The 24,202-nt window shown below is 71.3% G+C and carries 15 protein-coding genes and 1 riboswitch; of the genes, 14 read left to right on the top strand and 1 reads right to left on the bottom strand.

All coding sequences use genetic code 11. From position 1 onward, the window contains the following. The first annotated feature begins 184 nt into the window (after positions 1–184). The gene (locus tag ABEB00_RS18965) at positions 185–949 is read left to right on the top strand and encodes an HNH endonuclease family protein (protein ID WP_345621007.1); all 765 of its coding nucleotides are present in this window, start codon (positions 185–187) and stop codon (positions 947–949) included. Between the two features lie 81 nt (positions 950–1,030). On the opposite strand, the gene ABEB00_RS18960 is transcribed toward ABEB00_RS18965, so the two are convergent. Beyond that, positions 1,031–2,980: a tachylectin-related carbohydrate-binding protein gene (locus tag ABEB00_RS18960; protein ID WP_345621006.1), complete on the bottom strand. Its 1,950-nt coding sequence runs from the start codon at positions 2,978–2,980 to the stop codon at positions 1,031–1,033. Positions 2,981–3,260: 280 nt separating this feature from the next. Between ABEB00_RS18960 and ABEB00_RS18955 the strand changes: the two genes are divergently transcribed. The 13 genes from ABEB00_RS18955 (at position 3,261) to ABEB00_RS18895 (ending at position 24,070) form a co-directional block, all read left to right on the top strand. After that, positions 3,261–12,974: an HYD1 signature containing ADP-ribosyltransferase family protein gene (locus tag ABEB00_RS18955; protein WP_345621005.1), complete on the top strand. Its 9,714-nt coding sequence runs from the start codon at positions 3,261–3,263 to the stop codon at positions 12,972–12,974. Between the two features lie 5 nt (positions 12,975–12,979). Next, positions 12,980–13,249: a hypothetical protein gene (locus ABEB00_RS18950; RefSeq protein WP_345621004.1), complete on the top strand. Its 270-nt coding sequence runs from the start codon at positions 12,980–12,982 to the stop codon at positions 13,247–13,249. Between the two features lie 455 nt (positions 13,250–13,704). Continuing rightward, complete coding sequence (locus tag ABEB00_RS18945) at positions 13,705–14,163, top strand: DNA-processing protein DprA (protein ID WP_486389429.1); 459 nt, start codon at positions 13,705–13,707, stop codon at positions 14,161–14,163. A gap of 25 nt (positions 14,164–14,188) precedes the next feature. Beyond that, entirely contained in the window at positions 14,189–15,130 is a 942-nt protein-coding gene (locus tag ABEB00_RS18940; RefSeq protein WP_345621002.1) for an NsdA family TPR-like regulatory protein, read from the top strand. Positions 15,131–15,328: 198 nt separating this feature from the next. Beyond that, positions 15,329–15,673 (top strand): hypothetical protein, encoded by a 345-nt coding sequence (locus tag ABEB00_RS18935; protein ID WP_345621001.1) that lies wholly within the window; start codon positions 15,329–15,331, stop codon positions 15,671–15,673. 78 nt (positions 15,674–15,751) lie between these two features. Then, positions 15,752–16,150, top strand: a complete 399-nt coding sequence (locus tag ABEB00_RS18930) for a DUF6281 family protein (protein WP_345621000.1) — start codon at positions 15,752–15,754, stop codon at positions 16,148–16,150. Between the two features lie 191 nt (positions 16,151–16,341). Then, positions 16,342–16,989 (top strand): SurA N-terminal domain-containing protein, encoded by a 648-nt coding sequence (locus ABEB00_RS18925; RefSeq protein WP_345620998.1) that lies wholly within the window; start codon positions 16,342–16,344, stop codon positions 16,987–16,989. Positions 16,990–17,128: 139 nt separating this feature from the next. Continuing rightward, positions 17,129–18,172, top strand: coding sequence for a nucleoside triphosphate pyrophosphohydrolase (locus tag ABEB00_RS18920; RefSeq protein ID WP_345620997.1), 1,044 nt, complete (start codon positions 17,129–17,131; stop codon positions 18,170–18,172). Positions 18,173–18,322: 150 nt separating this feature from the next. Next, a complete protein-coding gene (locus ABEB00_RS18915; protein ID WP_345621084.1) occupies positions 18,323–19,591 on the top strand; it encodes a cytochrome P450 family protein in 1,269 nt (422 codons plus the stop codon). A gap of 145 nt (positions 19,592–19,736) precedes the next feature. Next, positions 19,737–20,816, top strand: a complete 1,080-nt coding sequence (locus tag ABEB00_RS18910) for a transglycosylase family protein (RefSeq protein ID WP_345620995.1) — start codon at positions 19,737–19,739, stop codon at positions 20,814–20,816. A 174-nt stretch (positions 20,817–20,990) separates the two neighbouring features. Then, a riboswitch (cyclic di-AMP (ydaO/yuaA leader) is annotated at positions 20,991–21,157 on the top strand. A 3-nt stretch (positions 21,158–21,160) separates the two neighbouring features. Further along, positions 21,161–21,910, top strand: coding sequence for a transglycosylase family protein (locus ABEB00_RS18905; RefSeq protein WP_345620994.1), 750 nt, complete (start codon positions 21,161–21,163; stop codon positions 21,908–21,910). A 259-nt stretch (positions 21,911–22,169) separates the two neighbouring features. Next, positions 22,170–23,459: a phosphopyruvate hydratase gene (gene eno, locus ABEB00_RS18900; RefSeq protein ID WP_345620993.1), complete on the top strand. Its 1,290-nt coding sequence runs from the start codon at positions 22,170–22,172 to the stop codon at positions 23,457–23,459. Positions 23,460–23,587: 128 nt separating this feature from the next. After that, the gene (locus ABEB00_RS18895) at positions 23,588–24,070 is read left to right on the top strand and encodes an FtsB family cell division protein (protein WP_345620992.1); all 483 of its coding nucleotides are present in this window, start codon (positions 23,588–23,590) and stop codon (positions 24,068–24,070) included. Positions 24,071–24,202 lie beyond the last annotated feature (132 nt).

Here is a 24,202-nt window from a genome sequence, read left to right as displayed (position 1 = left end):
ACTCTTTTCCGGGCGTATCCCGACTTCGGTGATACGCCCGGCTCGTGCCGTCTGTCCGTCAAGGCCCCCTATGGCCGGAACGGCCGGCTCGATAACGTGGTGTGGACAGATCAACGCGGCAGAATCAGGGCAACTGATCAACGCGAGGGATCGACACAGCGGATCGGCAAGGGGAGGGACGCGCGTGAGGCGGCACAGCAAGATCCGTACCGGGTGGGCCGTCTGTGCGGCACTGGCTCTGGTCAGCGGCTGCGAGGGGCTGGACAGCGCCGGCCCCACGACGGGCAGCGGCAGCGGCGCCGGGGCGCCGGACGGGCGGGCGACCAGCCCCCTGAAGAATCCGGACGGGACGCGGCCGGGCCTGGCGCCCGTCACGAGCGAGGGCGACGAGGCCGCGGGCCGCAAGCTCATCGAGTCGTTGGCGACGAAGGGCCGCGGCCCGAAGACGGGTTACGACCGGGACGAGTTCGGCTACGCCTGGATGGACACGGCCGAAGGGGTCCCGTACAGCCGCAACGGCTGCGACACGCGCAACGACATCCTCCAGCGCGACGGCCAGGACCTGCGGTTCAAGTCCGGCTCGGACTGTGTGGTGATCTCCATGACGCTGGCCGACCCCTACACCGCCACCAGCATCGACTGGCGCAAGCAGGACGCCTCCGAGGTGCAGATCGACCATGTGGTGCCGCTCTCCTACAGTTGGCAGCTCGGTTCCGCGCGCTGGCCGGAGAGCAAGCGGCGGCAACTGGCCAACGACGCCCTCAACCTGATGCCGGTAGACGGCTCCACCAACTCGGCCAAGGGGGACTCCGGGCCGGCGTCCTGGCTGCCGCCGAGCAAGCGGATCCGCTGCGCCTACGCCGTCCGCTTCGCCCAGGTGTCCGAGAAGTACGAGCTGGCGGTGACGTCCGCCGACAAGAAGGCGATGCTGGCGCAGTGCGGGGGCTGAGCACCCGGCGGCCGGGCGGGTCGGGCGGCTGACCGGGGCCGGTGCTGGGGGCAGCGGCCCCGGTCGGGCCGTCCGGCGTGCTTACGCGGCGGGCGGCGCGGGGAGTTCGTGCGCGGTGAAGGCCGGGGCGGGCCTGGCCGCGTCGCCGGTGGTGGAGCGGGCGGCGGTGTCGGTGGGGGTGACTTCGTAGGCGCGGCTCTGGTTGCTGCTGGTGCGGAAGGAGTAGGCCCAGGTGAAGCCGTTGGAGTTGCTGTAGGTGAACGCCGTCGGGTCGGTCGCCGACACCTCGAAGCTCACCTGCCGCCAGGTGCGCCAGGTGCCCGATCCCTGGATCTGCTCGCCGGTGTTGTACATGTAGCCGTCGGCGGCGCGGGCCATGACCTCGGTGATGCCGGTCAGCGGGCTGATCACGACGGAGGGCGACCCGGCGAAGGCGCGGTCGCCGACCTGCGACCAGGCCGTGGGGAAGGCCGCTCCCTCGGACGCCTGGGACAGGGTGATGATGTTGCCGGCGCTGTTGCGGGCGAACACCCCGAGGCGGTAGCCGGGGTGGATCACGACGGACGGCGTGCCGGTGATGGCCTGGTCGCCCACGGTGGTCCAGGCGCCGACGCTTCCGTCGCGGTAGGCGGCGGTGCGCAGGGTGCCGTCCGCGGTCGTGCCGAAGAGCTGGATACCGTCCCGGACGGCCACGGCCGTGAGCGGGCCGGTGAAGCCCTCACCGCTCAGCGGCAGCCAGCCCAGGAAGTCGACGTTGGCGCGCTGCTGCACGCGGTACCAGGGCTTGCCCTCGGCGTCCACCGCGAACTGCGCGAGCACCCCGTCGGCCGTCTTGGCGGTGACCGGGTGCTCCCGCATGGCGCCGGCCAGATCGATCCAGTCGCCCCAGTCGGGGCTGCTCGCGGCGTGCCGCCGCCACCAGATCTCGCTGTTGACGTTCTGCGCGGTCAGCGCCGTGCGGCCGTCCGGCTGCTCGGCGAGCTGCGGTTGCCCGGAGAACGCCTCGTTGCCCGAGACGGTCGTCCACTGCACCGAGTTGAAGTCCGACGGGTTCGTCTGCCGGCCGTGGACGAGCCGCCCGCTGTTGTCGGCGTAGGCGTACTCGATCTCCCCGGTGGACGCCTGCATGATGCTGTTCGGCGTGAAGTCCTCGGTGTCGACCTCGGGGCCGGCCGGGGTGTGGTTGGCGTCGAGGCGGCAGGAGTCCGGGGCGCCGGTCACGCTGGTGTAGCCGCTCCAGGTCGCGTCGCTGCCCAGGAGCACGTTGTAGGGGGCGAAGTTGCCCGCTTCCTCCAGGTAGCGGTACTGGCGGACGTCCCCGTTGGGCTTGACCCGCAGGATCACGTCACCGCCGAAGGAGGTGAGGTCCTCGGTGTCGCGCCAGTCGGCGGTGCTGACCACCTTGTGCGCCTGCAGCCAGCGCTGGCTGGTGAAGTCGTAGCGCGAGCGCAGCAGCCGGCCGGTCGCGGAGTCCACGCCGTACACCACACCGAGATCCGTGGCGAAGATCATGCTGTAGCGGCCCCAGCCCGAGGCGACCTTCTTGTTGCTGCCCGCGTCCCAGGCGCTGGTGGTCCGGTCGTAGCGGGACCAGCGCAGATCGCCGTCACCGTCGAGCCACCAGATGTGGCCGCCCCGGTCCACGGAGATCTTGTCGCGGTTCTCGTCCAGCCGGTAGCTGTTGAAGCTGTCGCTGATCTTGCGGTGGTGGATGTCCCAGGTGCCGGCGGCGGAGTCCCGGTGGCTGAGGTAGAGACCGTCGGACTTGATCCCGTAGAACGTCGCTCCGTTGCCGGCCAGCACCCTGGGGTACTGGTCCCAGCCGGTGTCGATGACGGCCGAGGCGGGGAGTGCGCCCGTGGCGCCCGCCGGGTCCGGCACATTGCGCCGCAGCAGATTGCCCGCGGTGGTGGTGGAGTACAGCACGCCGGTCGAGGTGCAGGTCACCGCGTCGGCCGCGTACGCACTGCCCGACGCGGTCAGCGTCAGAGTCAGGGGCAGCGCCGCCACCGCGGTCGCGAGTGCGGTCATACGACGGCCGAACGATCTTCGCGCTACGGAACTCATCAGTGTCCTTCCAGCTCAGCGGGGGTTCAGCGAGGGAGGACGGCGACCCTGACGTGATCACGGACCCCCCGGCAGGGGGACGGTAGGCGGCTTTTGGTGAACCTTGCAGTGGCGTGGAGGTGAACAGTTGACTCGTGTACATGACAACAAGATGACGACCTGGTGATCATCTGGACAGGATCTTCACAGAAACGCAGACTCCCGATGTTCGTTCGTGACGTGCGCCGGACTCTGAGGGGGAACTGTGCCTGCCTACCGCAGGATTGCTCGCGGACTGCTGTCCCGCAGACTGGTGCGCAGTCACTGGGCGGCGCTCATCGGCGTCGCCCTGGCCTCCGTGATCGCCGTGACGTCGTTCGCGCTGTCCGGTACCGGCATCCCCCTCTATCCCGAGGCGCCGCAGGGCCGTTCCGCCCCCGATCAGCGCTGGGGGAGCGCCGACGGGCAGGACCACCTGGTCGGCGAGAAGAACGCCAACACCGAGGCGCCCCGGACCCTCAGGTCCAGGTACCCGACCAAACAGGCGAGGAAGAGCCTGGCCGCCGCGGAGAAGAAGGCCCGCAACAAGGCCGAGGTGGTCGCCTCACCGGCCACCGAGGTCACCGGCTTCGACGCCCGGCGCAGTGAGGAACTGCCCGCCGAGCGGGACGGGTTCAGCCGTACCTACGCCAACGAGGACGGCACCCGGACCACCGAGATGTCCCCGACGCCGGTCAACTACCGGGACGCGGACGGGGACTGGCGGCCGATCGACACGGAGCTGCGGGCGGACGGCGAGGACGGCTGGCGCAACACCGCCGACGCGGTCGGCGTGCGCGTCGGCCGGCGGGCCGACTCCGCGCGCCTGGCCACCGTCGAACTGTCCGGCGGCCACCGCCTGTCGTACGGCCTGAGCGGCGCGGCCGCCGTCCAGGGCCGGGCCGAGGGCAGCACCGTCGCCTACGAGGGCGTCCTCGCGGACACCGATCTGACGCTGGAGGCCCAGGCCGGCGGCGTCAAGGAGACCCTCGTCCTGAACTCGGCCGACGCCCCGACGACCTTCGTCTTCCCGCTCGCCCTGGACGGACTGACGGCACGGATCGTGGACGGCGCGGTCCGGCTGACCGACGCCGCGGGCCGGGTGGCCGGCGTCATCCCCGCCGGGTTCATGGAGGACTCCGGGCGCGCCGGCGACCAGGGCGCCCCCGCCCGCTCCGAGGACGTCACCTATGCCCTCGTCGAGCAGGCCGGCGGCGGCCAGGCCCTGCGGATCACCGTCGACGCGGACTGGCTGCGCGCCCCGGAGCGGGTCTTCCCGGTCAAGGTCGACCCCTCCGTGGACACCTCGTCCGCCGAGACCAGCGTGTACGTCAAGAGCGGCGGCTCCGTCGTCGGCACCAGCGAACTCCAGGTCGGCAAGGGCACCGACGGCGCCACCGCCACCTACCTCGGTTTCCCCTCGCTCGACGAGGAGCTGAGCCACCACAAGATCTTCGGCGCCCAGCTCCAGCTCACCAACTACGACTCGGCGTCCTGCAAGGCCCGCCCGGTCTCCGTGCACCCGGTCACCGAGAGCTGGACCGCGGGCACCGCACCGGAGTACCCGGGCCCCGCGGTCGGCGGCAGCCTCGCCGCCAAGTCCTTCGCCTACGGCTACATCGCGACCGGCAGGTCGAAGTCCGCCTGCCCCGCCGCCGCCGAGCTGTTCGACCTCGGCAAGGGCGGCCGCGACCTGGTACAGCGCTGGGTCGACGGCACCCAGGCGAACTACGGCCTGTCGGTGCGGGCCTCGGCCACCGACGCCACCGCCTGGAAGAAGTTCGCCGGACACGGCACGGCCAACCCGCCCAAGCTGTACGTCACCCACTCGCCGTACAACGCGAGCTACTCCTTCGCCCAGCCCGTCCCCGACCCGCCCGTCCTGCAGAACCAGAACGGCCAGGTCAAGGTCACCGTCACCAACAAGGGCGGGCAGACCTGGACGCCCGGCGGGTACTACCTGGCCTACCGGGCGTACGACAAGGACGGCAAGCTGGTCACCCAGCAGCGCGCCGCCAACCTGACCACGAACGTCGCGTACGGCGCCAGGACCACCCTGACCGCCACCGTCAAGGCGCTGCCGCCCGGCGCCTACCTGCTGGACTTCACCATGGTGAAGTCCGGCGGCACGGTCTTCACCGACGAGCAGGTCGCCCCCGGCCGGCTCTCCCTCCAGGTCTTCGACATCGCGCCCGTGGTGCAGGAGCAGTACCCGGCCAACGGCTACCAGGCGCAGACGCTCAGCCCGCAACTGTGGGCCCGGGCCGTGGACATCGACGCACCCGCCGGGCAGACCCTCCAGTACAAGTTCGAGGTCTGCGAGCAGGACGACGACGGCAAACCGGCCGACTGTGTCACCTCGGCCTACCAGTCGAGCCCCGCCTACACCGTCCCGGCCGGCCGGCTGTCCTGGAACAAGACCTATCTGTGGCGCGGCTTCGCCAAGGACGCGGGCAACGAGGTGCCCACGGCGCAGATCGCGCTGCTCACCTCGGTCCCGCAGCCGGAGATCACCTCCCGGCTGAGCGAGGGGCAGGACCTGGAGTTCGACCCGCAGGTGGGCAACTACGCGTCCTCGGCGATCGACGCCTCACTGGCCGGCGTCGGCCCCGACATGACGCTGGTGCGCACCTACAACAGCCTCGACCCGCGCCGCGACCTCGCCTTCGGCACCGGCTGGACCACCCGCTACGACATCCGGCTCACCCCCGACAACGACGGCACCGGCAACGCCGTGATCCGCTACCCCGACGGCCGTGACGTCCGCTTCGGCAAGAACCCCGACGGCTCCTACGCACCGCCGCCCGGCCGGTTCGCCGAGCTGACCCAGGACGCCGCCACCAGCACCTGGACCCTCCAGGACAAGTCCGGGACCACGTACTCCTTCGGCAGCACCGGCCTGCTCGTCAAGATCACCGACGCCACCTCCAACGTCGTCAACTACACGTACTCGGCCGGCCAACTGGTCAAGGCCGAGAACCCGCGCAGCAAGCGCTCCCTGACCTTCACCTGGACCGGCGCCCACGTCACCCGGGTCGCCACCAACGCCGTCGACGGCGCCCCGCTCGCCTGGACGTACTCCTACACCGGTGACGTCCTGGACCAGGTCTGCGACCCCGCGGGCGGCTGCACCGGCTACACCTACACCGCCGGCAGCCACTACGCGGCGGGGGTCCGCGACTCCCGCCCCGAGTCCTACTGGCGGCTCGGCGAGACCGAGGGCACCTCCGCCGAGAGCGCCATCGAGGTCAACCTCGGCAAGGACCGCGGCACCTACGGCAACGTCACCCTCGGCGGCGCGGGCGCGGCCACCGGCGACCCCTCCACCGCCGCCACCTTCAACGGCACCACCTCCCTGGTCACCCTGCCCGGCGGCACCGTCAAGGCGAGCCGGGACGCGGCCGTCGAGGTGTGGTTCAAGACCATCGCCAGTGGCGTCGGCGGACCGCTGATCGGCTACCAGGACAAGGCGTGGGGCACCGCGCCCACCACCGGCGTGCCCACCCTGTACGTCGGCACCGACGGCAAGCTGCGCGGCCAGTTCTGGGACGGCACCGCCCACCCGATGACCGCCACCACCGCCAACGTCAACGACGGCAAGTGGCACCACGCCGTGCTCTCCGCCGCCGGCTCCACCCAGACCCTCTACCTGGACGGCAAGCAGGCCGCCACCCTGGCCGGCGGCCAGCTCCAGGCACAGAACCTCACCTACAACCAGATCGGCGCGGCCCGCCCCAGCTCCCCGGCGAGCTGGCCCGGCTGGGGCGGCGCCCAGGGCCGCTCCTTCGCGGGCTCGATCGACGAGGTCGCCGTCTACCACCACCCGCTGGGCTCCCAGGCGGTCGCCACCCACCACGCCCTCGCCACCAAGGCCGCCGACCTGCTCACCAGGACCACCCTGCCCAGCGGCCGGACCGCCTCCGAGGTCGGCTACGACACCGCCCGCGACCGGGTGAACGAGTACACCGACGCGGGCGGCGGCACCTGGGAGCTGGGCGCCCCGGCCGTCTTCGGCGACGAGGACGACCTGCGCCGCACCGTCGAGGTGCACGACCCGGTCGGACAGCCGTACTACTACGAGTACGACGGCATGACCTCGCAACTGCTGCGCTACGGCGAACCGCTGGGCCTGGGCGTGCGGCAGTACGACGAACCCGCCGAGCCGTCCCCGACCAGCTCCGCGCCGACCGAGGTCTGCACCGACCCGGACCCCGGCGACCCGATGTTCTGCACCACCCCGCCGGGCAACGACGACGGCAGCCCCGACTTCATCCGGCACCCCGTCGACGGCGTGGCCATCCGCGGCTACACCTACGACGACCGCGGCTACCAGACCGTCACCACCAGCGAGACCGGCGACACCGTCACCCTCGGCTACGACGAGCGGGGCAACGTCAGCTCGCAGACCACCTGCCGGGCCAAGGACGACTGCCACACCTCGTACACCACCTACCCGGCGGACCTGGACGAGCTGGACCTGCGGACCGACCTGCCCACGCAGACCCGCGACGCCCGCTCCACCAGCGCCACCGACAACCGCTACCTGACGTCCTACACGTACGACGACAACGGCAACCTGCTGACGCAGAAGAACCCCGACAGCGGCTCGACCGTCAACACCTACACCACCGGTGTGGAACCGGCCCGCGACGGCGGCAACACACCCACCGGCCTGCTCAAGACGAGCACCGACCCGCGCGGCGCCGTCACCCGCTACGCCTACTTCAACAGCGGCGACATCGCCGAGGTCGTCGAGGCCTCCGGGCTGACCACCCGCTACACCTACGACGCCCTCGGCCGCCGGACCGGCGAGACCGAGATCTCCGACAGTCGGCCCGACGGCGTCACCACCACCTACCAGTACGACAAGCTGTCCCGCCTGGTGTCCAGCCTGGACCCGCGGACCGGCGACGCCGTCACCGGGGCGCAGCACCAGCAGCGCACCACGACGACGTACGACCCGGACGGCGTGGTGACCGCGACCGAGATCGACGACGTGGTCGGCGCGGACCCGGCCCGCACGATGACGTACGAACTCGACGACCGGGGCCGTCCGGCGCGGGTCACCGACGCCGAGGGCAACGAGACCTCCTACGGCTACGACCCGTTCGGCAACCAGACCTTCATGGTCGACGGCAACGGCAACCGCTTCGAGTACGCCTACACCGCGCGCAACATGATCGCCGAGGTCCGCCTGGCCGACTGGGACGGCGACCCGGGGGACGCCGACGGGTCCGGCGAGGACCTGGTCACGCAGTCCTACGCGTACGACATGGCGGGCCGCCTCGCCCAGCACACCGACGCCATGGGCCGCACCCTGGAGTACCGGTACTACGGCGACGACCTGGTCAGGTCCATCACCCTCAAGGGCTTCCACAACGCCGACGGCACCACCCGCGACATCGTCGTGGAGTCCAACGAGTACGACGGCGCCGGCAACGTCACCAAGGAGACCACCGACAACGGGCGGACCGTCACCGAGACCGGTTACGACGCCGTCGGCCGGGTCGCCTCCACCGTGACCGACCCCGGTGGCCTCGCCCGCGGCACCAGCTACACCTACGACCGGGCCGGCAACGTCACCACGACGAAGAGCAGCGGCAACCCGTCCCACGTGCCGTGGCCGGTGAGCGCCACCCCCGAGCAGGTCGACTACGTCTACGACCTCGCGGGCAACGCCACCAAGGAGACCGCCCACAACGGCACCGAGACGCTGACCACGCTGTACGCCTACGACCAGCGCGGGCTGACCCGGTCGGTGACCGACCCCGCCGGGAACGTCACGGAGTACAACTACGACGCGCTGGGCCGGCAGATCTCCACGCTGGCCCCCGCCGTCGACACCGAACAGGACGGCGGTCCCGCCGGGAGCACCCGCCCGCTGACCGTGGTCGGCCTGGACACCTACGGCGCCGCCACCTCCACCCAGGACCCGCTGGGCCACGTCACCCACGCCGCGTACGACCGGCTGGGCCGGCAGACCAGCACCACGGGGGCCGCGTACACCGCGCCCGGCGCGAGCGCGCCCGTCACCCCGGCCACCCAGTACCGCTACGACGCGCTCGGCAACGTGGTCGAGGCGACCGACCCCCTGGACCAGGTCACCCGCTACCGCTACGACCGGCTGAACCGGGTCACCGAACGCGACGAACCCACCGGCACCGGCGACGACCGCGCCCGGTCGACGTACACCTACACCCGCACCGGCGAGGTCCTCTCCGTCACCGGCCCGACCGGCGCCCGCGCCGAGACGACCTACGACGACCTCGACCGCCCGGTCACCCAGACGCAGATCGAACGCAGACCGTCCGACGACGCGTTCACCACCCGCTTCAGCTACGACGACGCGGGCAACGTGGTCGCGCGGACCGACCCCAGCGGCGCGAAGACCTCGCTCACCTACGACAGCCTCGGCCAGATGACCCGGCTGACCGAACCCGGCGGGGCGGTCACCGAGTTCGGCTACGACCTGACCGGCCGCGAGGTCCGCCGCTCCGACGGCCTCGGCCGCACCTCCGCGCTCCTCTACGACCAGGCCGGACGGCTCGTCTCCGAGTCCGACCTCGCCCCGGACAGCGACTCCCTGCGGACCATCGGCTACGACTACGACGACGCGGGCAACCTCGTCGCCTCGACCGACCCGCTCGGCCACACCACCCGGTACGGGTACGACGCCCTGGGCAGGCTGACCGAGCAGACCGAGCCGGTCTCCGACAGCACGTCCCTCACCACGTCCTTCGGCTACGACGCGGCCGGCCACCGCACCCGCTACACCGACGGCCGCGGCAACTCCACCACCTACACGTTCAACACCCTCGGACTCGCCGAGTCGGTCGTCGAGCCGGCCACCGAGGCCGACCCGGACGCCGCCGACCGGACCTGGACCACCGCCTACGACGCGGTCGGCCAGGCCGTGCGGGCGACCGCCCCGGGCGGAGTGACCCAGGAACGCGTCTACGACCACACCGGCCTGCTGATCTCCGAGACCGGCACCGGAGCCGAGGCGGACACCGCCGAACGCGGCTACGGCTACGACGCGGCAGGCCGGCTGACCTCCGCCGGCACCCCCGACGGCGACAACACCTACACCTACGACGACCGCGGCCTGCTGCTGACGGCCGAGGGCCCGTCCGGCGAGGCGAGCTACGCCTACGACGACGACGGCCTGCTGACCAGCCGCACCGACGCCACCGGCACGGCCCTGTTCACCTACACCGGGCAGCGGCTCGCCACCGCCAGGGACTCCCTGACCGGGACCGGCCAGAGCTACGCCTACGACACCTCGGGCATGCCCCGGCAGGTCTCCTACGGCGCCGGACAGAGCCGTACCTACGCCTACGACGACCTGGGCCGCATCGACACCGACACCCTGACCAACAGCGCCGGCCAGGCCGTCACCTCGATCGACTACGGCTACGACGACAACGACCACCTGACCTCCAAGACGGTCACCGGCGACAACGCGGCCGAGAACACCTACGGCTACGACCAGGCCGGCCGCCTCACCTCCTGGACCGCCGACGGCGACACCACCGACTACGCCTGGGACGCCTCCGGCAACCGGACCCGGGAAGGCGACAAGAACGCCACCTACGACGAGCGCAACCGCGTCCAGTCCGACGGCGACTACACCTACGAGTACACCTCGCGCGGCACCCTGGCCTCCCGGACCAGCTCCGGGCTGACCGAGGAGTTCGCCTTCGACGCCTTCGACCGGCTGCTCCAGGCCGGGGACGTGTCCTACGGGTACGACTCCCTGGACCGCGTCGACTCCCGCAACGGCGCCGGCTTCTCCTACGCGGGCCTCAGCCCCGACCCGGTCAGCGACGGCACCTCCTCCTACGGCCGCGGCCCGCTGGACGAGCTGATGTCGGTCTCCGAGAACGGCACCGCGCAACTGGCCCTGACCGACTCGCACGGCGACGTGGTCGGCGACTTCGACGCGACCGACGCCGACCTGACGGAGCTGACCGACACCACCACCTACAGCCCGTTCGGCGAGGAGGTCGACAGCGACACCGGCTCGGACGGCGGCGGCGTGGCCGGCGAGCTGGGCTACCAGGGCGACTACACCGACCCCGACACCGACCAGGTGAACATGGGGGCCCGCTGGTACAACACCGACACCGGCACCTTCGACTCCCGTGACTCGGTGAACTACGCGGGCGGCGCCTCCATCCTCGCCAACCGCTACACCTACGGCGCCGGCGCGCCGCTGGACTACGTCGACGCCGACGGCCACTGGCCGAGCTGCGGCTGGTGCAAGAAGGTCGCCTCCGGCGTGAAGAAGGCCGGCAGCGCGATCAGGAGCGGCCTCAAGAAGGGCGCCAGGATCGTCAAGTCGGTCGTCAAGAAGGCGTGGCGGGTCGCGGTCTCCGCGGTGAAGGCGGTCGGCAGCGCGATCAGCTCGGCGGCGAGCTGGATCTACCACAAGGCCAGGTCGGCCGTGAGCTGGGTCACGCAGAAGGTGTCCGCGGCGGTCAGCTGGGTCACGAGCAAGGCGTCATCGGCGGCCCAGTCGGCGGCGGCCTGGGCCCGGGAGAAGGCCGCGGCGGCCAAACGCGAAGCGGTGGCCCGGGCGAAGGCCATCACCAAGAAGGCCAAGCAGGCCGTCTCCTACGCCATCCAGCACAGCCCGCTCCCGGAGCTGGCGGCGGCGGTGAAACCCCTCATCTCGGTGACCAAGGACATCGTGTCCGCGGCGGCGAACCTGCCCGCCGCGGTGGTCTCCACCGCCCGCAACGTCATCGCGGACGCGGCGCAGGCCGCCACGGACCTGCGCGACGCGGTGGTCGCGGCGGCCGGCGAGGTCGTGGAGACGGTGTCCAGCGCGGTCGAGGCCGCCACCGAGTTCGCCCGCGCCGTCGCCCCGATCGTCAGGGACGGCCTGAAGGCCGGCCTGGAGATCGCGGCCGAGGCATCCGGCTTCAACGACTTCAAGAACTGCCTCACCAAGGGCGACATGGAGGCCTGCGCCTGGGCCGCGGCCACGGTGGCCGGCCTCGCCCTGGGCGGCGCCGGAGCGGGCGTGGTCCGCGCGGCCAAAGCGGGCCGGATGGCGACCAAGGCCGCGAAGTACGCGGACAGGATCTCCGAAGCCGCGGACAAGCTGGACACGGCCGTGGAGTACGCGTCCTGCGCCTCGGACGTGGCCGGCCTCGCGGCCTCGGCCAACAGCTTCGTCGAAGGCACACCGGTGCTGATGGCGGACGGCAGCCACCAACCCATCGAGGACGTCGACGTCGGCGACGAGGTGCAGGCCACCGACCCGACCACGGGCGAGACCTCCTCGGAACAGGTCACCGCCACCATCACCGGCAGCGGCGAGAAGCACCTGGTCGACCTGACCATCGACACCGACGGCCCGGCCGGCCACGCGACCACCGACCTCACGGCGACAGAGGGCCACCCCTTCTGGGTCCCCGACCTGAAGGAATGGCTCGACGCCGGCGACCTGAAGCCCGGCCAGTGGCTGAGCACCGGCTCAGGCACCAAGGTCGAACTGACAGCGGTACGGGCCTGGACCCAGAGCACCACGGTCCACAACCTGACCGTGGACCGGGCGCACACGTTCTTCGCGGGGGCGGGGGCTGCGCCGGTACTGGTGCACAACTGCCCTGCAGGTGGCGATGACGCTGCTGAAGAGATGCTTCGGATGCGGCACTACACGAATGCGCGGGGCAAGGCAGGAATTGTCCAGAGCGGGGTCATCAGAGCGAGTGACCAGAATAAGGTCTTCCTCGTCCCGGCCAAGGGGAAGCCGCTGAGTCCCCGTGACGCGGAGGCCAAGCTGGGGATCGGGCGCGGCAGGGGTAACAGTGTGCTCGAATTCGATGTCCCGGCCGGCCGGGTCAAATCGCGGTATAATTCAACGATGGGTATCACCGAATGGGTCGCAGATGGTGATCTCCCGGTCAAAAACATTCGAGTAAAAAGGTGACAGGCGTGACTCAGAGTATCTCGGTGGAACTGGCAGGATTCACTGACTTGTTCCGGGATCTGGAGGATTACGTGGTGTCTCTGGATCGGGTGCTGTCGCGTGTCGGGGCAGGAGAAGATCCCCGTATCCTCCTGGAGTACGTGGTGGAGTACGGCCTCCCTGCGCGACTTGCCCGAGCCCGTGAATTTGTGGGTGACTCTCTGGAAAGCGTCATCGGCGCAGAGGCTTTGGAGGAGATCGCCGAACAGGTCGAGGGGTACAGAGACAAGAAGTGAAGTGGCGCGATAGCCACGCTGGAATTTTCACGAGGCTCAAGAGGCCCATTAGCCGCAGGGCTGGTGGGCCTCTGCTGGCTTCCGCCTCGGGATCTGGTGAGTGTGGGGGGATCATTGGGGCTGGCCACGCGACCCATTCGCGCCGCGAAATTCTCCGCGTCCGCTGTTCCCCTCGGCCGGTACAGCGCGGGCAGGTGCAGGGCGGGTACCGGCCGAAGAGTTCAGGCAGCGAGTCGGGGGTCACCGTACGTTTCCCCCCCGCACCTGGGTACGCGCGCCGGTTCGCGGATCGATCCGGTAGACCCGGATGGTCATGGCCACCACCGGCCCCCACCGATCCGCGCGAGCCGGTAGGCGCCCCACAGTTCCCGTCCCGTGTCACACCCTTCCGCGACCGTGGCCACCCGCTTGCAGACCTCGCGGCGGGGGATCTGACAACCTGTGACACGGAGTCGATCTTGTCGAAACGTTCGGTGAGCATTACGGGCACGCGCAGCACCGAGCATCGCGGCCTCACCGAGTACGCCGCTCTGTTCGGCGAATACCTCGGCCCCTTCGCGAACGGTGCCCACTTCTACCTCGGCGGCGCGAAAGGCATCGACTCCCTCGCCCTGCTCTGGCTGGCCCGCAACACCGAGGCCGGCCTGACCGTGGTCGTTCCCGGCACCGTGGACCAGCAGCCCACGCGGGCACGGCAGGCCGTCGCCCAGGTACGCGACCGCGTCACAGAGGTGGTCCAGCTCCGAGCCCCGGAGCTGAGTACGGCCTCGTACCACGCACGGAACCGGTGGATGGTCGACCACAGCACGATGACCATCGGCTTCCCACGGGCCGGGCAGACGCAGTCGGGAACGTGGCAGACGTTGACGTACACACACGATGAGGGGAAGCCTCACCTGGTCGTGCCCGTGTAGGCGGCATCCGCCGCACCATGGGGTGATGGAGGACAGGGCCGCAGGGGCGGCCGCACTCAAGGCGCTGCGGAAGCGGCGGGGCTTGTCCCTGGCCGGTCTGGCCCGAGCGTTGATCTCGCGCGCCGCCGAACTGCGCCGGCCCTCGCTCCCGGACGCCGCCGGGGTCGCTCCCGCAGTCGAAGCCGCCCGGCGCCTCCTCGCAGGTCCGGCCCCGGAGCCGCTCGTCGCGCGGCTGCGGACGATCACGGTCGCAGGAACGGCGCTCGCGGGCAGACTGGCGTTCGAGACACGGGACGATTCCGCGGCGCGAGCGCTGTACACCGAGGCCGCCCGGGAGGCCCGTCTGCTCGATGAGCCATGGACGCGGGCCGGGGTTCACATGAGCCACGCGCTCGTCACCCTCTACTCGGCTCAAGGACTCGGCGGTGCCCGGCGCTTGGCCGACCAAGCCGTACGGTCGGTCCGCACCGGGGAGAGCACGCTGGTACGGGCTCGTGCGCACGCCTTGCAGGCCGAACTCGCCGCCCGGGCCGGACAGGACCGCCAAGCGACCGCCGCCCTCGGGCTGGCCTGGTACGACATGGACGCCGACCACGCCGGAGACCCCCTGCCCACAGCCTTCTCGGCGGCACACCTGCGTGGCTTCGAAGGCGTCTGCGAACTGTGTGCAGGTGACCCGGCGGCGGCACACGACCGGTTCGCCCAGGCGGCCGGCGCGCTGGTCACACCCCGGGAGCGGGTACAGCGCGCGATCATCACCACTGACCAGGCGTTGGCACGGGTCCGGCTCGGCGAGCCACAGGCGGCGGCCGAACTCCTGCACGAGTGCGTGGCCGCCGCCATCGGCACCGGCGGCCGGGTGCCGGCGCTCCGACTACGGCGGGCGCGGCAGGAGCTGAGACCCTGGCGCCGGGAGGAATGGGCGGCAGACCTGGACGATCACCTGATGGACGTACTCGGGACGTAGGGGAAGCGCTTGTCGCGCGCGAGGCCGGCGACCTGACGAGGGGCGCACGAACTACCTCGGGTGAGGGTCGAACTTCCCGATGGGCGGAGGACAGACTCGGCCGGTGGCTTGTGAAGTACCCGCCGTCCCGCGGTCCCTGTGCCGGTGCCTGCACACCGAGGCCGGCCGGCAGGGCATCAGGCACTGAAAGGGCATGACATGAGCGCGGAGTACCAGCGGATCAACCGGTTCGGTTTCGCGGAGTACGACGACATGGCCGGCCTCGTCCGGGAGGCGGACCTGCCGGCCCTCGTGGAGACGCTCCGCCGGATCGTGGCGCTGGTGCTCGCCGAGGACGAGACCGGCCTCGCCGAGGTGATGTCGATGGAGGCGCAGGCCGACTTCGCCGTGCCGCTCGGCATGGCCGCCGAGATGCTCGAAGACGGCGGGTACTCGGACGGGGAACTGGTCTCGGCGGCCTGCACCGTGCGGTGTTCCGCCGAGCGGCACACGACGGAGTTCCCGCGGGAGCTGACCGACCTCCTGCTGCGGCTCCCGCGCTGAGCCACGCGGGGCCGAACGTTTCCGTGCCGAACTCCGTCATGGTCGCGAACCGACCTGACGAAGCGAGGAGCCCCACCGATGCGACGACGTGCCTGGACCCTGGCATCGGCCCTCACGGCCGTTGCCTTCCTGGCGGCGGCCGCCGCCTGCACGGTGCCGGGCGGAGGTGGCGGCGAGGCCGCGGCTTCCTGCGCGATCACCGCCACCTACGGAGGCCGCACCTACACGGACGTGGGCGACATCGACTTCACCTTGGGCGCCGCCCTCGGCCCCGCGGAGTTCCCGCCCTGCGCCGACACCCCGAACGACCCCGGCACCACGGTGGGCCGTGAACCGACCAGGGCGTACGCCGTCGAGGGCGTGGATCCACGGGTGGCCATCGCGGTGCGGTGGGACGAGGACGAACCCGTTCTGCTCGCGGTGCGTTCCGACGACGGCGTGCCGCCGGAGATCGAGGATCTCGCCCGGCTGGACTGACCCGACGGCGAGCGCCCCGGCCGGCGGCCCCGTCGGGAGGGTCGGCCGACGACGGACTCGCGGGCCCGCGGCGGTGCCTCACGTCCCGGCGAATCGTTGGTCGAATGGGTTGGCCAGAGCCCGTCCACTGCCTACCATCGATCACCGCAAGACCTTGTGCACCGTCGCACAATCTCCACCGGGAGGTCCCCTTGCACCGCCGCCGTCGCTCCGCGCTCGTCCTCACCGCCGCGCTCGCCGCGGCGGCACCGCTCCTCACCGCCTGCGGCAACGACGCGCACCCCGGCGCGGCGGCCGTCGTGGACGGCCGGCGGATCACCGTCGCCCAACTGGAGGACCGCGTCGGCGAGGTACGCGCCGCCCAGCGTGCCGCCGTCGCGGACGACGCCCAGTACGCGCAGGCCATCAACCGCAGCGGCTCCCTCACCCGCGACACCCTGCACAGCATGGTGCTCGACCAGGTGCTGCACCGCGCCGCCGGAGACGCGGGCGTGAGCGTCACCCGCAAGGAACTGCAGCGGATGCGGGCCGGGCTGGAGCAGCAGGCCGGCGGGGCCAAGGCGCTGGAGACGGTCTGGCTCCAGCAGTACGGCATCCCCCCGGAGCGTCTGGAGGACAACCTCCGCCTCCAGGTGGAGGCGCAGAAGCTCGCCGAGCGCCTCGGCACCGACACCGGCCAGCCCGCCTTCTGGAAGGCCCTGTCCGAGACCTCCGCCGACCTGGACATCGACCTCAACCCGCGCTACGGCAAGTGGGATGTGGAGAAGAGCAGCCGCGTCGACGCGAAGACGCCGTGGGTGCGGGAGATCACGGCGGCCGGGACGCAGCAGACGGCGTGATCGCCGGGCACCTCCGGGCGGCCTGCGGACCACGCGGCCGCTGTGGACACCGGGGCCGCTGTGGACAACGCGGCCACCGCGGCCCGGCCGCCTGTGGACAACTCGTGGTGCGGTCCGTGCCGTGCGTTACGTTCGGAGAGTGAACGCCACGCACTCCGAAGCCGCCCCCGCCCAGGCCCCCGCCGAGGGCCGCATCGTCCTGCTCACCACCAGCCACCGCGTCGCCCCCGGCCTGCTGTCCTGGCCGGCCTGGCAGGCGCTGCGCGCGGCCGACCTGGTGCTCTGCGCCGACGGTGCCCACCCCCAGCTCCCCTACCTGCGCGAGGCCGGGATACGGGTCGAGGAGAGTGCCCCCGCCGCCGAACAGCTCCTCGACGCCTGCGCCGGCGGACGCACGGCCGTGGTCGTGGCGACCGGGGAGGGCGAGCCGGCCCTGACCGACGGACTGGCCCGCCTCGCCGGCTCCGGCCGCGTCGCGATGCCGGAGCTGGAACTGCTGCCCGCCTCCTACGACCTGCCCGGCGCCCGCCTCCTCGACCTCGTCCAGGTCATGGACCGCATCCGCGTCGAGTGCCCCTGGTCCTCGCGGCGCACCCACGAGGGGCTGGCGAAGTACACCATCGAGGAGGCGTACGAACTGGTGGAGGCCATCGAGGACGGCGACCGCGACGAACTGCGCGAGGAACTCGGCGACGTGCTCCTCCAGGTCGTCTTCCACTCCCGCATCGCCGAGGAGCATCCCGAGGCCCCCTTCTCGGTCGACGACGTCGCGGCGACCCTCGTCACCAAGCTCGTCCACCGCCACCCGCACGTCTTCGGGGACGCGACCGCGGCCACCCCCGAGGAGGTGAGGGAGCACTGGCTGCGCACCAAGCAGACAGAGAAGCGGCGCACCTCCGTCACCGAGGGCGTCCCCCTCGGCCAGCCCGGCCTCGCCCTCGCCGCGAAGCTCGCCTCCCGGGTGCGCACGGCCGGGCTGGACGTCCCGCTGCCCCGCGCCGAGGGCCTCGGCTACGAACTGCTGGCACTGGCGGTACGCGCCGAGGCGGACGGCGTGGACCCGGAAGCGGCCCTGCGGGCGGCGGCCCGCGCCTACCGGGACGCGATCCGCCGGACCGAGGGCGGCGGCGAGACGGACACCGATGCCGATGCCGATGCCGATGCCGAGGCCGAGGAGGGCTGAGCGACCCGGGGGACCCGTAGCCGGGGGAGGCGCCCCGGATACGGTCGGGGCGTGACCGAGCAAGCCGAGCCCCGCCGCACCCCCGCACCCGCCCCCGCACTCACCCCCACCCCCACCCCTGCCGCCTCCGAGGCCCCCGCCGGCCCCGAGCTGTTCACCTGGGAGTTCGCGAGCGACCCCTACCCCGCCTACGCCTGGTTGCGCGAGCACGCCCCCGTGCACCGCACGAGGCTGCCCAGCGGGGTGGAGGCGTGGCTGGTCACCCGGTACGCCGACGCCAAGCAGGCCCTCGCCGACCCGCGGCTGTCGAAGAACCCGGCCCACCACGACGAGCCCGCGCACGCCAGGGGCCGGACCGGCATCCCGGGCGAGCGCAAGGCCGAGCTGATGACCCATCTGCTCAACATCGACCCGCCGGACCACACCCGGCTGCGACGGCTGGTCAGCAAGGCGTTCACCCCGCGCCGCGTCGCCGAGTTCACCCCCCGCGTGCGGGAACTCGCCGACGGCCTCATCGACTCCTTCGCCGGACGCGGCGAGGCCGACCTCATCCACGACTTCGCCTTCCCGCTCCCCATCTACGCCATCTGCGACCTGCTCGGCGTCCCGCGCGAGGACCAGGACGACTTCCGGGACTGGGCGGGGATGATGATCCGGCACGGCGGCGGACCCCGCGGCGGTGTCGCCCGGTCGGTGAAGAAGATGCGCGGCTACCTCGCCGACCTCATCCACCGCAAGCGCGCGGCGCTGCCGCCCGAGCCCGGCCCCGCCGAGGACCTCATCTCCGGCCTCATCCGCGCCTCCGACCATGGCGAGCACCTCACCGAGAACGAGGCCGCCGCGATGGCCTTCATCCTGCTCTTCGCCGGTTTCGAGACCACCGTCAACCTCATCGGCAACGGCATGTACGCCCTGCTCACCCACCCCGACCAGCGCGAACGCCTCCAGCGCTCGGTGGCGGCCGGCGAGCGGGAACCGCTGGAGACCGGCGTCGAGGAACTCCTGCGCTTCGACGGCCCGGTCGAGCTGGCCACCTGGCGGTTCGCCACCCGGCCGCTCACCGTCGGCGGGCAGCACATCGCCGCCGGCGACCCGGTCCTCGTCGTGCTCGCCGCCGCCGACCGGGACCCCGAGCGGTTCACCGACCCGGACACCCTGGACCTTTCCCGCCGCGACAACCAGCACCTCGGCTACGGCCACGGCCTCCACTACTGCCTGGGCGCCCCGCTCGCCCGCCTGGAGGGCCAGACCGCGCTGGCCACGCTCCTCACCCGCCTGCCCGACCTGCGGCTCGCGGCCGACCCGGCCGAACTGCGCTGGCGCGGCGGGCTCATCATGCGTGGCCTGCGCACCCTCCCCGTGTCGTTCACACCCGTCGCCTCCCCTTCGGAGAACGACTCGTCACACATGCAAAAGTGACACACCTTCACTTCTGTGATCTCCATGTGATCTACACGGCATGAACTTGTGACTAGTGATCGTATGCCTATACGTTCACGGATCAGCGCGGCGGCCGAGCACCATCGCCGCGCGGACCCCCTGCTGTCACGCGAAAGGTCTCCGCATGCTCTCCGGGAACGGCCGTCACCGTCGCCCCCGCCAGGCTCCGGCCCTGGTCGTCGCTGCCGGAGTCACCGGCTCCGCCATCGCGATCCCGCTCCTGGGGGCCACCGGCGCCCACGCGGCCGACGGCACCACCTGGGACCGCGTCGCCGAATGCGAGACCGGCGGCGCCTGGAGCCAGAACAGCGGCAACGGCTATTACGGCGGTTTGCAGTTGTCCCAGGAGGACTGGGAGAAGTTCGGCGGGCTCGCCTACGCCACCAGCGCCGACCAGGCCAGCCGCGCCCAGCAGGTCAAGGTCGCCGAGAAGATGCTGTCGGCGCGGGGCGTCACCGCCTGGCCGACCTGCGGACCGCTCGCCGGACTGGCCGCCGGGTCGGCGAGCGGCACCACGGGCGACGGGTCGGCCGAATCGGCGGAGGAGACGCCCACCACCGGAACGTCCGGCACCAATGGGTCCGTTCCGTCCGTCAAGTCCTCCGCCAAGTCCTCGGCCAAGTCGTCGGCCGACGAGGAGGACGCGGACGAGACCGGGACCGCGGCCGGGACCGCATCCGGCACCAAGTCCGGTACGAAGACCGGCTCCTCGGCGTCGCCTTCGGCCTCCCCCTCCGAGAAGTCGACGGACAGTGGTGACGAATCGGCCAAGTCCGACACGTCCGCCGAATCCGGCTCAACCGCCGCCGGGACGAGCGGCTCGGCCACCACAAAGCGGGACAGTACCGGCAAGTCCGTACAGGAAACCGGTTCTTCGGCGCTGGCCGACGCCGACGCCGACACCTCCGGGGCCGGACGTCACCGCGGCGGCACCTCGGACGGAAGCGCGACGCGGGACCGTACGGACGGGTCCTCGGGCCGGCACGCCTCCCGCGGCGACTCCACCGCGCGCGCCGCGGCCGACGGGACGTACACCGTGCGCGCCGGCGACAATCTCTGGGCCATCGCCGACTCCCTCGACCTCGCCGGAGGGTGGCGTTCCCTCTACACGGAGAACGAGGAGACGGTGGGCGCCGACCCGGATCACATCGTTCCCGGTCAGAAGCTTGCTGTCGGTGTCGAATCGGGCGAAAAGCAGCGGTAGTTCACTCCATGTTTGGGAATGAATGTCCGTATTGATCTCCGTGAGACATAGATCTCAGAAGCCCTGATCGTCTTTGAAAATGTCCGTGGCGCGTGGCTACGGTCGTGATCGCTCGCCATCGCGGGCCCCGGTGCCGCAACGCCGAATCCTGCCAGCGGCCACCCGGGAACAGTCGTCGCGCAAGCGCCGAAGGCAGGAGCGGGGGACCCAAGGTAAGTGCCGCACCGGGCAGTTGAGCCGGAGCGGCTAGGGGTGGAGCCGAGTTCCGTGAGGAACCCGGCCGGGCAACTCAACCGGCCCGAACCCGACAGCTCACCTCGCAGGCGTCGGTGAGGGGATCAACCATGCTGTTTTCCGGCAAGGGCACGCACCGTCGCCCGTCCAAGGCCAGCCGCGCCATCGCCGTCGCCGGTGTGGCCGGTGTCGCCGTCGCCGCCCCGCTGATGGTGGCCGGCAACGCCTCCGCCGCCACCACCTCCGAGTGGGACACCGTCGCCCAGTGCGAGTCCGGCGGCAACTGGTCCATCAACACCGGCAACGGGTACTACGGCGGCCTGCAGTTCTCCGCCTCCACCTGGGCCGCGTACGGCGGCACCCAGTACGCCGCCACCGCGGACCAGGCCGGCAAGGCCCAGCAGATCCAGGTCGCCGAGAAGGTCCTGGCGGCCCAGGGCAAGGGCGCCTGGCCGAGCTGCGGCACCGGCCTGTCCGGCGCCTCCACCGGCGGCTCCACCGGCAGCCAGGGCGGCGGCTCCGCCACGGGCACCCAGGACAGCGGCCAGTCCCAGAGCCAGTCCCAGCCCCAGAGCCAGCCGCAGAGCCGGAGCACCGGCTCCACCGCCGACCGCTCCACCGAGCAGAAGGCGTCCCGCTCCGCGGAGCGCCCGGTCGCGAAGAAGACCGTCACCACCCCGACCGGCAAGAAGGTCGAGAAGGGTGACGGCGAGTACAAGGTCGTCAAGGGAGACACCCTCAGCTCCATCGCCAAGGAGCGCGACGTGGCCGGCGGCTGGGCCAAGCTGTTCAAGCTGAACGACGACATCGTCGACCAGGCCGACCTGATCTACCCGGGCCAGCAGCTCCACCTGAAGTAGGCCCCCGGACTCCCCGCCCCGGCGCGCGTTCCCCCGTACGCGCCGGGGCGGGGGCATGTCCGGAACCTGGCGGCCACCACACGCCCTGGTTTTGTTCCGTTCGGAAACAATTTACTCTCGGTTCTGTCCAACGGGTGGGTGACCGGCTGGCCGATCACCGCGGGCCGGTTAGGCTCGTCCCGCGGAGCCGTCGCGCTCCGCACACTCACGTCAGACCGAAGCGTCACACCAAAGCGTCACATGGAAGAAGGAGATGCTCGTGCCGTCCATCGACGTCGTCGTAGCCCGGGAAATCCTGGACTCCCGAGGCAACCCCACGGTCGAGGTCGAGGTCGGCCTCGACGACGGCAGCACGGGTCGTGCCGCCGTTCCGTCCGGCGCCTCCACCGGCGCCTTCGAGGCCATCGAGCTGCGTGACGGCGACAGCAGCCGCTACCTCGGCAAGGGTGTCGAGAAGGCCGTCCTCGCCGTCATCGAGCAGATCGGCCCGGAGCTGGTCGGCTACGACGCCACCGAGCAGCGCCTGATCGACCAGGCCATGTTCGACCTGGACGCCACCGACAACAAGGGCTCGCTCGGCGCCAACGCCATCCTCGGCGTCTCCCTCGCCGTCGCCCACGCCGCCTCCGAGGCGAGCGACCTGCCGCTCTTCCGCTACCTGGGCGGCCCCAACGCGCACCTGCTGCCGGTGCCGATGATGAACATCCTGAACGGCGGCTCGCACGCCGACTCCAACGTGGACATCCAGGAGTTCATGATCGCGCCGATCGGCGCGGAGTCCTTCTCCGAGGCGCTGCGCTGGGGCGCCGAGATCTACCACACCCTCAAGAAGGTGCTGAAGGGCAAGGGCCTGGCCACCGGCCTCGGCGACGAGGGCGGCTTCGCCCCGAACCTCGGCTCCAACCGCGAGGCCCTCGACCTCATCCTGGAGGCGATCAAGGAAGCCGGTTACACCCCCGGCGAGCAGATCGGCCTCGCCCTCGACGTCGCCGCCTCCGAGTTCTACAAGGACGGCGTCTACAGCTTCGAGGGCAAGGAGCGCACCGCCGCCGAGATGACCGAGTACTACGCGGAGCTGGTCGACGCGTACCCGCTCGTCTCCATCGAGGACCCGCTGTTCGAGGACGACTGGGAGGGCTGGAAGACCATCACCGACAAGCTCGGTGACAAGGTCCAGCTCGTCGGCGACGACCTGTTCGTCACCAACCCCGAGCGTCTGGCCCGCGGCATCGAGGAGGGCGCCGCCAACGCCCTGCTGGTCAAGGTCAACCAGATCGGCTCGCTCACCGAGACGCTGGACGCCGTCGAGCTGGCCCAGCGCAGCGGCTTCAAGTGCATGATGTCCCACCGCTCCGGCGAGACCGAGGACGTCACCATCGCCGACCTCGCCGTCGCCACCAACTGCGGCCAGATCAAGACCGGCGCCCCGGCCCGCTCCGAGCGCGTCGCCAAGTACAACCAGCTCCTGCGCATCGAGGAGATCCTGGACGACGCCGCGGTGTACGCCGGCCGCAGCGCCTTCCCCCGGTTCCGTTCCGCGAACCAGTAGGCACCGCCGGGGCGGAGCACCGCCCGGCAGGCAGCGTCGTACGTACGTCCCCGTACCCGGTCCCGTACCGTGTGCGGGGACGTACGCACGTATGAGGCCGTGAAGACGGTGAACGGGAGGCGCGGCACATGGCGGTCAAGGACCGGGACCGTTTCTCCACCACGACCCGGATCCGGGCGCTCGGCGAGCAGACCGCGGCCCGGGTCTACCGCTCGCAGACCAAGCGCCAGGCCCGGCGCTCCCGGCTGACCGGCCGCGCCGCGCTGCTCGCGATGGTGATCTGCTCGCTCGTCGTGGCGCTCGCCTACCCGATCCGGCAGTACATCGCCCAGCGGGACGGGATCGCCGACCTGCAGCGGGAGAAGCAGCAGGCCAGGCAGCGGGTCGAGAAGCTGCGCGACCTCAAGGCGCGCTGGCAGGACGACGCCTACGCCGAACAGCAGATCCGGCTGCGGCTGCACTATGTGAGGCCGGGCGAGACCGGGTTCATCGTCGTCGACCCGGGCACCGCCGAGCAGTCCCGCGCCGGACTGCGCGCCGCCGACCGCCCCTGGTACCGCAACGTCTTCGACGCGGTCGACAAGGCCGACGCCGCCACCCGCCGCCGGTGAGCCGGACGTCGCCGGGTGAGCCGAACGCCCCCCGTGAACCGAACGCGGCCCGTGAAGCGATGAGGGCAGTGAGGCGATGACGACAGTGATCAGACGCCGCCAGTGAAGCCACGCCGCCAGTGAAGCCACACC

The sequence above is a fragment of the Streptomyces ziwulingensis genome, assembly GCF_039542605.1.
Taxonomy (GTDB): domain Bacteria; phylum Actinomycetota; class Actinomycetes; order Streptomycetales; family Streptomycetaceae; genus Streptomyces; species Streptomyces ziwulingensis.
The sequence above is the reverse complement of the archived record's forward strand: the minus strand, read 5'-3'. Positions and strand labels throughout refer to the sequence as shown.

Excerpts from the sequence above, each read along its gene's own strand:
- ABEB00_RS18960 (WP_345621006.1), bottom strand. The coding sequence starts at position 2,980 with ATGACCGCACTCGCGACCGCGGTGGCGGCGCTGCCCCTGACTCTGACG.
- ABEB00_RS18940 (WP_345621002.1), top strand. The coding sequence starts at position 14,189 with ATGGAGGACAGGGCCGCAGGGGCGGCCGCACTCAAGGCGCTGCGGAAG.
- ABEB00_RS18935 (WP_345621001.1), top strand. The coding sequence starts at position 15,329 with ATGAGCGCGGAGTACCAGCGGATCAACCGGTTCGGTTTCGCGGAGTAC.
- ABEB00_RS18930 (WP_345621000.1), top strand. The coding sequence starts at position 15,752 with ATGCGACGACGTGCCTGGACCCTGGCATCGGCCCTCACGGCCGTTGCC.
- ABEB00_RS18910 (WP_345620995.1), top strand. The coding sequence starts at position 19,737 with ATGCTCTCCGGGAACGGCCGTCACCGTCGCCCCCGCCAGGCTCCGGCC.
- ABEB00_RS18905 (WP_345620994.1), top strand. The coding sequence starts at position 21,161 with ATGCTGTTTTCCGGCAAGGGCACGCACCGTCGCCCGTCCAAGGCCAGC.
- ABEB00_RS18895 (WP_345620992.1), top strand. The coding sequence starts at position 23,588 with ATGGCGGTCAAGGACCGGGACCGTTTCTCCACCACGACCCGGATCCGG.